Origin of the sequence: uncultured Amnibacterium sp., assembly GCF_964245895.1 — a bacterium.
Taxonomy (GTDB): Bacteria; Actinomycetota; Actinomycetes; order Actinomycetales; family Microbacteriaceae; genus Amnibacterium.
The window spans coordinates 1-8,485 of sequence record NZ_CAXTOQ010000146.1 but is presented as its reverse complement, the minus strand read 5'-3'; the positions used below and the strand labels follow the sequence as shown (position 1 = coordinate 8,485).

Sequence of the window (8,485 nt, the reverse complement as noted above, 5' to 3'; positions counted from 1 at the left end):
CTCGAGCCGGGCAACGGCCACTACGACTGGGAGGACACCCTCGACGCGCTGCACGTGCTCGATCAGGTAGTCGGCGGCGCGGATCGCGGCGCCGATGTCGGTCTCCTCGATGGACATGTGGAAGGTGTCGGCGATCACGCAGACGGCGGGGGAGTCGACCTCCCGCACCACCGACACCGCTTCGGCCAGCGTGTTGATCAGGTAGTCCTCGTACCGGTTCAGGGGCTCGAGGAAGACCTTCGCGCCGACCCGGTCGCCGTGCTCGCCGAGCTCGACGAGCGCCTCGACCAGCGCGGCGCGGGAGGCGGAGGCGTCGCGCGGCGGCGAGAACGGCGGCAGCTTCGTGGAGAACACCGCGAAGCCGTTCGGCATCACGAGCCCGGCGGCGCCCGCCTCCGGCAGCGTCGACAGGATCGACTTCACGTCGTCGATCGCCGTCCGCCGCCTGGCGGGGTCGAAGTCGCCGACGAACAGCGGCGTGTGCGCGACGGCGGACGGCATCACGACGCCGTTGGCGCGGGCGCGCCGCAGCTCCTCCGCGCGGGCGGCGAAGCGGCCCTCGCCCTGCGCCCCCAGCTCGATGCCGTCGAAGCCGTAGGAGACAGCCGCCTCGAAGCGCTCCTCGAGGGTGGCCCCTGGCAGCGTCGACTCCTGGGCCGCGAGACGGAAGCTCACCGGTCCTCCTCCCCGCGGATCGCGCGTGGATCCGCACTTCTGCGCCGACGCGCCGCGTCCGGACGCGTCAGCACGGCGCGTCGCCGAAGAACTGCGGATCCGCGAGACCCGCTCACGACCCGGACCCGTCGAACGACAGCACGACCTGCAGCGCGTCCTGCGGGCGCTCGTCGAGCATCCGGAACGCCTCGCCCGCCTGCGACAGCGGCAGGGTGTGCGAGATGAGGGAGGTGACGTCGAGGCGACCCTCCACGGCCAGCCGGATCGCGGTCGTCTGCAGGCGGTGCTCGTTCCAGCGGTGCTGCAGCGCCGGCTGCACGCCGGAGATCTGCGCGCCGATCAGCGCGACGCGGTTGTGGTGGAACTCCTCGCCCAGGTACAGGCCCGCGCCCTCGCCCTGCATGAAGCCCGCGACGCAGACGCGCGAGCTGTACGCGACCGACCGGATGGCCTCGTGCAGCGCGCGGTAGTTGCCCGTCACCTCCAGGCAGACGTCCGCGCCGCGGCCGCCCGTCATGTGCCGGATGCGTTCGGCGACGTCCCCCTGGGAGGCGTCGAGCACATGGTGCGCGCCCAGCTTCGTCGCCAGCTCGCGGCGGGCGGCGATGCCGTCGACCGCGATCACCGTGGCGCCGTTCAGGCGGGCCAGCTGGGCGACCAGCTGGCCGGGCACGCCGAGCCCGAAGACGGCGACCGTCTCGCCGACGTGGATGTCCGCGTCCAGGATCACGTTCAGGGCGATCGCGCCGATCTGGCTGAAGATGCCGATCCGCGGGTCCGCCTCCGCGGGCAGGATGCGGGCGACGGCCCGCGCCTCCTGCTGGATGGTCTCGCTGCGGTGCCCCCAGGTGCCCCAGATCCGCTCGCCCACGTGCAGCGACTGCACGGCGGCGCCGACCTCCACGATCTCGCCGACCTCCTCGTACCCCCAGCCGTTCACCGGGTACTCGAAGGACGTGGAGCCGTCCTTGAACAGGCGCTCGCTCTCGTCCCACCACTTGTTCAAGTAGGGGTTGCTGCCGCGGTAGGCGGTGAGCTCGGTGCCGGCCGAGATGCCGGAGTAGAGGGTGCGGATGCGGACCTCGGTGTCGTCGAGCGCGCGCGGCGCCTCGTCGACCACCTCCGCCGTCCTGGGCGCGGTGAAGCTGACCATGGATCCCATGTGGTGGTTCCTTCTGCTCGGAGTGGGTCTGGAGGGGCGCGGGCGTCAGCCCTTGACGGCGCCGGAGATGAAGCCCTGCGCGACCTGCCGCTGCATCACGAGGAACACCGCGACGACCGGCACCATCGTGATGATGCAGGCGGCGGCGAGCGGCCCGATGTCGACCTGGCGGCCGCTGATGAACGTGAACAGGCCGGTCGTCAGCGGGCGCAGCTCGCCGCCCGGCAGGTAGAGCACCGGCACCAGGAAGTTGTTCCAGGTCTGGATGAACGAGAAGACGCCGAGCGCGGAGATACCGGAGCGCACGAGCGGCAGCATCACGCGCCAGAAGATCTGCCACTCGGAGGCGCCGTCGACGCGGGCGGACTGCTCCAGCTCCACCGGCAGATCGAGGAAGAACGCGCGCATGAAGAACACGCCGAACGGCAGCCCGGTGACGGTGAGCACCAGGTCCACGCCGACCAGGGTGTCGAGCAGCCCCATGCTCCGCAGCTGGAAGTACAGCGGGATCATGAACGCGAAGAACGGCACCAGCAGCCCGAGGATCACCGTGTAGAACGCGACGCTGCGGCCGGGGAACGGCAGCCGCGCGAACGCGTACCCGCCCATCGTCGACAGCACCAGGATCAGCGCGGTGGAGGGGAGCGTCAGCAGGATGCTGTTCAGCACGTAGTCGTTGAACTGCCCGCCGACCCACGCCTTCGAGAAGTTCTCCAGCGAGAAGGACGAGAACAGGCCGAACGGGTTCACCCGCACGTCCTGCGTCGTCTTCAGCGAGGTGGAGACGATCAGGACCACCGGGCCGAGCCACAGCAGCGACAGCGCGGCGAGCACGACGTGCTGCAGCGCGAGGCCGGCACGGCGGCGCGGGGACATGCGGTGCAGCTGCCGCTGCTGCTGCGCCGAGTAGCCCCGCGCCAGGTCGACCTGCTGCGCCTCCGCGCCGACGACCGGCCCGCGGTCGGTGATCTGGGTCACGACCCCATCCCCTCGATCGACAGCCGCCGCTGCAGGCGGTTCAGCGCGACGGCGCAGGGGATCGACAGCGCGGTGATGAGCAGCGCGATCGCCGTGCCGTAGCTGATCTGGTTCAGCTGGAACGCGTTCGTGAAGGCGTAGGTGCCGAGCACGTTGCTCGCGTTCGCCGGACCCGCCTGGGTCATGATGAAGACGATGTCGAAGACGGAGAACCCGCCGACGAGCGTCACCGTCGTGACCATGATGAAGACGGGCATGATCTGCGGCAGCACCACGTGCTGGATGCGCTGCAGCGTGTTCGCGCGGTCGAGGCGGGCGGCGTCGATCAGCTCCTGATCCACGTTCTGCAGCGCGGACAGGAAGATGATCATCACGAACCCGCACGCGCCCCAGATCGCGGTGGCGAGCACCGCGAGCAGCGCCGTGCTCGGCTGGCCGAGCCAGCCGGTTGCGAGCCCGCCGAGTCCGATCGCACGCAGGCCGACGTTCAGCCAGCCGTCGATCGGGTCGTAGATCCAGCCCCAGGTGATGCCGATCGCGACGCCCGGCATCACGTACGGGAAGAACAGCGCGAGCCGGTAGAACCGGCTGCCGCGCTTGACCGTCCACAGCAGCAGGGCGAACGCCAGGCCGAGGAGGAGGGGAGCGGCCGTGCCGAGCACGATCCAGATGAGGTTGTTGCCGAGCGCGTGCCACACCTCCGGATCGCTGAACATCTCGATGAAGTTGCCCAGCCCGACGAACGCCGGCGTCGCCGAGATGCCGTCGTAGTCGATCAGCGAGTAGTAGATGCTCGAGACCAGCGGCACGACGAAGAAGACGATCGTCACGACCATCAGCGGCGCCACCATGAGGATGCCGAGGCGCGCCTGGGCCCGCCGCGTGACCCGTGGACCGGTCGATCGCGGACGGTCCACGCGCCGTGCCGGCCGGGTGGCTCCCGGGCGCGGCACGACGGTGGTGACCGCCATTACTTCGACTTCTCGGCGGCGGCCTGCAGGCTCGCGGCGATCTGGTCGGGCGTCTTCGTGCCGCCCACGATGCCCTGCATGCCGTCCCACATCGCCTTGTTGAACACGTCCGTCGCGGAGACGTCGATGTTCGCGCCGGTGCCCTGGCCGCTCTTCGCGTAGGAGGCGGTGTCGTCGACGACCTGCTGGAACAGCGCGTCGTCGCTCGTGCCGCCGTCGACCGCGAAGGCCGGGATCAGGTACCGCTCCAGCTCCCACTGGCCGTGGCTGTCGCTGGCGAGGAAGTCCATCAGCTTCAGCGCCGCTGCGGTGTTCTTGCTGCTGGCGGACATGAACGTGCCCGAGCCGAGGCCGGTCGTCGCGACCGCGTCGCCGGAGGGGGCTGGGAAGTTCACGAAGCCGACGTCGAACTTCGCCGCGTCCTTCAGGGTCTGGATCAGCCAGGTGCCCGTCGGGTTCATCGCCGCCTTGCCCGAGTAGAACAGCGCGTTGCTGTTGTCGTAGGTGATGCCGTTCGGCGACGGAGGCAGGTAGCCCGCCTTCTGGAAGCCGGACCAGGTGCTGAGCGCGGACTTCACGCCGGCGGAGTCCCAGCTGCTGTCGCCGGCGATCAGCTTCGCCATCTCGTCGGCGCCGACCTGGCTGGCGAGGGCCATCGAGAGCAGGTGACCGCCCTCCCAGCCCTCCTTGTCACCGGCCGCGAACGGGATCTTCCCCTCGGCCTTGATCTTCTTCGCCGCGGCCTCGAGCGCCGCCATGGAGGTAGGCGCCTCCAGGCCCATCTGCTTGAACATGTCCTTGTTGTAGTAGAGCCCGACCTGCTCGATCTGGTCCGGGATGCCGTAGAACTTGCCGTCGAAGGTGACCGACGACTGCGCCCAGTCGTAGATGCCCCACTTCGCGGACTTCACGTGGTCGGTGAGGTCGTAGAGCAGGCCCGCTTTCGCCAGCACGCCCGCGAAGCCGGGGCCGGTGTCGTAGCCGAAGACGTCGGGACCCTTGCCGGAGCGGAGGCGCGTCTGCACGAGCGTGCGCGCGCTGCTGTTCGGGACGACCTGCAGGTCGACGTCGACGCCGGACTCCTTCTCGAAGCGCTGGATCTCCGTCTTGATGCCGGCCAGCTGCTCGGGGGTGTCCGGCTGGCCGATCAGGTAGCTGACGCTCCTGCCGTTCCCCGTGGCGGCGGTGCCGGTCGGCGCGCCTCCGGTGCAGCCCGTCAGCAGCAGGGCCGCCGCGGCGCTCACCGCGATTCCTGCGAGCAGAGACCTCTTCACTTCGACTCCTTCGTCGGTGCGGTGAGCAGGATCGCGGAGCCGGCTCGGCCGGCGCTGGCCTGTTGAACGCTGAACGTATGACAACTTTCAAAGTTTGGCAACGACCAACATTGGCCCTATCGTCAGCCGCATGAGCGACCGGGGACCGTACGCGAAAGGTCGTGAGCGACGGCAGGCGATCCTCGACAGTACGCTCGAGGTGTTCTCCACCCTCGGCTCGCGCGGCGCCTCCATGTCCGCGATCGCCCGCCACGTCGGCGTCTCGCCCGCGCTGCTGCAGTATTACTTCTCGACGCGGGAGGACCTGCTGCAGGAGGTGATCACCGCCTGGGACCGTGACAACGCCGAGCGCAGCGAGGGCCTCACGCACTTCGCCGACTGGCTGCGGGGCGTGCGGCACAACATGCAGCACCCCGGCCTGATCCACCTGTACATGACCGCGGTGGTGGAGGCGACGGACGCCGACCACCCGAACCGCGAGTTCTACGCCCGGCGCTACGAGGGGCTGACGCCGGAGATCGCGCAGGAGATCCGCAACCAGCAGGCCTCCGGCAACGTCGACCCGGCGCTGGACCCCGAGCGGATCGCGCGGATCCTGCTGGCCGCGATCGAGGGCCTGCAGATCCGCTGGCTGCACCAGCCGGACTTCGACATGGTGGAGGAGTTCCTGTTCACCCTCGAGCGGTTCGGCATCCACCCTCCCGAGCTGCTGACCGGCGAGCTGGACGCGATCTTCGAGCGCGCCGCGGAGGCCGCGCGCCCCTGAGCGCGCCTCACCCAGAGGCGGGCTCGCGGACGCGGCTCGCATGGCAGCGGAGGCAGGTGCGCGCGGCGGGGGTGCGGCGGCGGGGCGACACCGAAGAGGGGCCCGGCCCTCGCGGAACCGGGCCCCTCCCGTGGTGCCGCTGGATCAGCGCAGGTGGTAGCCGCCCCAGTACGACTTCACCTTGATGTCGACCGTCGCCGGGCGGGAGCTGCGGCCGTCCTCGTCGCGGACGACGAAGTCAAACGAGTCGTACCCGCGGAAGTGGCGGTCCGGGACGTAGATCACGACGCCGTCGCTCTGCTGGATCAGCCGGCCGTGGTCGGGACCGTCGATGACCGCGAAGTCGAGGTCGTCACCGTCCCCGGACCAGCCGTTCAGCACGATCTTCACGGGCTGCCGCACACCCGTCGCGACCGACTGGTCGTACGCGATGGGGCGGTGCTTGAACCCGCGCACCACGACCGAGACGGTGGCGGGGGCCGACGTCGCGCCCTTGCTGTCGGTCACCGTGTAGGTGAACGTGTCGAGGCCGTTGAACCACCGGTCCGGCGTGTAGACGACGCGGCCGGGCGTGCCGGTGAGGGCGACGGTCCCGTGCGCCGGGTCGGACGGGGTGTTGAAGGTGAACGTGTCGCCGTCCGGGTCCGATCCGCCGAGGGAGACCCCGACCGGCCGGTTCTGGATGGTCCACGCGCTGATGTTCGTCGCGACGGGGGGCGTGTTCGGCTTCGCGACTGTGATCGTGATGATCCCCGGAGCGGGCGACTGCGCCTTGCCGTCGTCCACCTTGAACCCGAACGTGTCCGTGCCGACGTAGCCGGGAGCCGGCGTGTACGTCAGGTTCGGCGTCGAGCCGGTCAGCGTGCCGTGCTGCGGCTTCGGGTCGTTCAGCAGGAAGTTCAGCAGGTCACCGTCGGGATCGGTGCCGGTCAAGGTGATCTTGATCGCCGTGTTCAACGGCGTCGACACCGCCTGGTTGGTCGGGGCCGGCGGCCGGTTCGGCTGCGTCGCGGGGATCACGGTGATGGTGACCGTCGCGATGGCCGACAGCGCGCCGTGGCTGTCGACGGTCTGGAACTGGAACGAGTCCGGGCCGGTGTAGTTCGCCGACGGGGTGTACTTGTGCAGCGCCGTGACGCCGTTCTCCAGCGTGCCGTGGCTCGGCCCGGAGGCGAGGAGCACCTTGTAGCTGATCGAGTCCCCAGGATCCGAGTCCTTGCCGGTCAGCGTGACCGGGAAGGGCGTGTTCTGGTACACCGCGACCGTCTGGCTGTCCGCGACGGGCAGCGTGTTCGGCGGAGCCGGCGTGTCGGCGTACGCGCTCGTCGGGATCGCGAGCGCGACCAGGACCGCGATCGCGGCTCCGACCGTCACGCCTCGAATGGTTCTGGTCACAGTGCGTACCCCCGCCTCCGTTGGTGGATCCGACGGCTCGCCCGGGGAGATCCCCCTCCGCGCGCGCCTCGGGTCGGACGCTAGGCGGACGCACCGACGGGGGTAAGCCCCCGTCGGCGAGATGTCTCAGAAGTGGGACGCCGGGCGCGGCGTGGCGGTCGCGGAAGTTCGGTAACGGTTCGGCTCACCCCTGCTTCCCGGGTTCCCAGAAGTGCACGTCGCGAGTACCTTCTGCGCCGTCGGGCCCTCTGCGGGGAAGGCCCGTCGAGGAGCGGGGCATGAGCGACGAGGGTGTCGTCCGGGTGGCGGTGCTGGATGCGCGCGCGGTCGTGCGCGCCGGCGTCGGCGCGCTGCTGGACGGGCGGGACGGCATCGCGGTCGTCGGCTCCTTCGCCTCCGGCGCGCAGCTGCGGTCGTGGGCCCGGCCGTTCGACGTGCTGGTGGTCGACCCGGCGCTCGACGGCGGGCAGGCGCTCGCGCCCGCGGTGGCGCGCGCCACCGCGCTGGGCGCCGGGGTGCTGGCGCTCGCGGACGCGCACTCGAGCGCCCTGATCCGCGCCGTCGCCGCAGCCGGCGCCTCCGGGGTCGTGCTGCAGACCGCCGAGCCCGGGGTGCTGGCCGACGCGGTGCTGGGCGTCGCGCGGTACCCCGGACCGATGTTCCGGGTCTGGACCGGGGCCGCGGAGGCGCAGCCGGTGCCGGACGCCGGGCTGAACCGCGGGGAGCGGCAGGTGCTCGCGCTCTACGCCTCCGGGGTCAAGGCGGAGGCGGTCGCGCGGACGATCGGCCTCTCGGCGAGCACGGTCACGACGTACGTCAGCCGCATCCGCCGCAAGTACGAGCGGGCGGGCCGCGCCGCCTCCTCCCGGGTGGACCTGTACCGGCGCGCGGTCGAGGACGGCGTGCTGGCGGGGGAGGCGCTCGCCGCCGCCGGCTGACCCCTTCGTTCTGTAGGTCTGCTGCACCTACAGAACGAAACAGAGTGGCGCTGGACCCTTCGTTCGTAGGTCTGCTGCATCTACGAAACGGAAGGGGAGCGCCGGAACTCTGAATCATGAAGGGGGGTACCCCCTCTCCACGGGGCAACGACGGCTTCAGCGGCGTTCGACTGGCAGAGTGGTGCGGGGCTTCGTCCGTCGCGGAGGGCGGGAGCATCGCCCGCCGACGTCTGGAGGATCCGTGCCGTTCAAGAAGGTCGCTTTCATCACCGGGATCACGGGTCAGGACGGGTCGTACCTGGCTGAGCTGCTGCTGGCGAAGGGGT

9 protein-coding genes are annotated in these 8,485 nt (G+C 70.4%); 3 read left to right on the top strand and 6 right to left on the bottom strand.

Features of this window, described 5'->3' with window-relative positions; translation table 11 throughout:
• From ACFE60_RS15555 to ACFE60_RS15535, 5 genes are all read right to left on the bottom strand, one after another.
• On the bottom strand, nt 1-675 hold a 675-nt coding region (locus ACFE60_RS15555), incomplete at its 3' end, for a sugar phosphate isomerase/epimerase family protein (protein ID WP_375389773.1).
• A 112-nt stretch (nt 676-787) separates the two neighbouring features.
• Complete coding sequence (locus tag ACFE60_RS15550; RefSeq protein ID WP_375389772.1) at nt 788-1,837, bottom strand: zinc-binding dehydrogenase; 1,050 nt, start codon at nt 1,835-1,837, stop codon at nt 788-790.
• A 45-nt stretch (nt 1,838-1,882) separates the two neighbouring features.
• Complete coding sequence (locus ACFE60_RS15545; protein WP_375389771.1) at nt 1,883-2,815, bottom strand: carbohydrate ABC transporter permease; 933 nt, start codon at nt 2,813-2,815, stop codon at nt 1,883-1,885.
• Nucleotides 2,812-3,786 (bottom strand): carbohydrate ABC transporter permease, encoded by a 975-nt coding sequence (locus tag ACFE60_RS15540; RefSeq protein WP_375389770.1) that lies wholly within the window; start codon nt 3,784-3,786, stop codon nt 2,812-2,814. Before ACFE60_RS15540 ends, ACFE60_RS15545 begins: the two co-directional genes overlap by 4 nt.
• Nucleotides 3,786-5,060: an ABC transporter substrate-binding protein gene (locus ACFE60_RS15535; RefSeq protein ID WP_375389769.1), complete on the bottom strand. Its 1,275-nt coding sequence runs from the start codon at nt 5,058-5,060 to the stop codon at nt 3,786-3,788. Before ACFE60_RS15535 ends, ACFE60_RS15540 begins: the two co-directional genes overlap by 1 nt.
• Before the next feature lie 130 nt (nt 5,061-5,190).
• Here ACFE60_RS15535 and ACFE60_RS15530 point away from each other — a divergent pair, with 130 nt between their 5' ends.
• Nucleotides 5,191-5,826, top strand: a complete 636-nt coding sequence (locus ACFE60_RS15530) for a TetR/AcrR family transcriptional regulator (RefSeq protein ID WP_375389768.1) — start codon at nt 5,191-5,193, stop codon at nt 5,824-5,826.
• A gap of 144 nt (nt 5,827-5,970) precedes the next feature.
• Here ACFE60_RS15530 and ACFE60_RS15525 read toward each other — a convergent pair whose 3' ends face one another.
• The gene (locus tag ACFE60_RS15525; protein ID WP_375389767.1) at nt 5,971-7,200 is read right to left on the bottom strand and encodes an Ig-like domain-containing protein; all 1,230 of its coding nucleotides are present in this window, start codon (nt 7,198-7,200) and stop codon (nt 5,971-5,973) included.
• 299 nt (nt 7,201-7,499) lie between these two features.
• On the opposite strand from ACFE60_RS15525, the gene ACFE60_RS15520 reads away from it, so the two are divergent.
• Both ACFE60_RS15520 and ACFE60_RS15515 read left to right on the top strand, forming a co-directional pair.
• Nucleotides 7,500-8,159, top strand: a complete 660-nt coding sequence (locus tag ACFE60_RS15520) for a response regulator transcription factor (protein WP_375389766.1) — start codon at nt 7,500-7,502, stop codon at nt 8,157-8,159.
• A gap of 241 nt (nt 8,160-8,400) precedes the next feature.
• Nucleotides 8,401-8,485 (top strand): GDP-mannose 4,6-dehydratase (locus ACFE60_RS15515; protein WP_375387408.1); only part of this gene is annotated, 85 nt, incomplete at its 3' end.